1 protein-coding gene is annotated in these 1120 nt (G+C 64.8%); it reads right to left on the bottom strand.

Annotated elements, in window-relative coordinates:
- Positions 1 to 331: 331 nt before the first annotated feature.
- Positions 332 to 1120: IS110 family RNA-guided transposase (locus NKJ20_RS34025; RefSeq protein WP_352749963.1), on the bottom strand; the 789-nt coding region annotated here is incomplete at its 5' end.

Raw genomic sequence — 1120 nt, forward strand, 5'->3', positions numbered from 1 at the left:
CGACGGATGACATCGACAAGCCTGATTTCGACTTTTTCGATTCCTGTTGCGTTTCTTTGTTCGGCTCAGGTGAGCCTGTTTCTTCGTCCCGGCCCACAGGATTTCCCATGCGAGCGTGTCGAGACGCAGTCAAGGCTGGCCGGTGCGATGGCGCCGCGGCCGGCTGCGAGGTTTCCAGGCCACGCCTTGACGGCGTCGAGCACGGCGCCATTCTGGAGCGGACCGAGGGCGTAGGTCGTGCCGCCAGATTTCCTTGTGCTATATTTGTCCGGCACGGACGACCACGTGGCAAAGAGTGGTGCGAGAGGATGAGAGTGCCGCCACGCAGCCGTTATAGTCGTTCCTCGTTTGTGGCGTCCGTGCGCCGCTTCGGCCCGCGTGACCGCCAATGCCGAACCATTAGCTCGTAGGCACGTTCGGCATTCTCGGCCGCGGCTTTCTCGCTGTTTCGCAACTCCTTCACGTTGTAGGCGTAAGCCGAACCGCGGCGACCGACACCGCGCTCGCCCGGCGCGCCGGCCTTGAGAGCGAGCTGCCTCTGCTTTGCCGCCACCAGCGCCGGGCGAGCCCAGAAGTAGTCCTGCTCCTTTGTCAGCAGATGCCAGATCAGCACGGCGAGCTTGCGGGCGACCGCCACAGCTGCGACCTGATGACCACGCTTGTTACGGATGCGTAGGAAGAAGGCCCTGAGCGGTCCGGGCGCCTTCGCCGCCGCCCAGGCGGCCTCGACCAGCATGGCGCGGGCATGGGAACGCCCATGTTTGCTGATCCGGCCATATTGCGCCAAGCCAAGACCGGATTGGCGCACACGCGGATTGAGGCCGAAGTAGCTCACCAGCTTCTGCGGCTCGCGGAACCGCCGGATGTCGCCGACCGCGGCGATGATACCGCTCGCGACGATGACATTGACGCCGGTGATCGTCTGAAGCCGCCGGACTTGCGCATCATCAACCGCTTCCCGGGCGATGTCGCGATCGAGGTCAGCCAGATCCTCGGCCAGGCGATCGATCTCGCGGATGTGGCGGGCGATAGCGGCCCGCTCGTCGTCGGGAAGCACCTGCCGCTCGAGCCAGGCGCGACCGCGATTGTTGAACAGATCGGCATGCGGGCACTTCGGCAC

This window comes from Mesorhizobium sp. M0185 (assembly GCF_040322175.1).
Classification (GTDB): domain Bacteria; phylum Pseudomonadota; class Alphaproteobacteria; order Rhizobiales; family Rhizobiaceae; genus Mesorhizobium.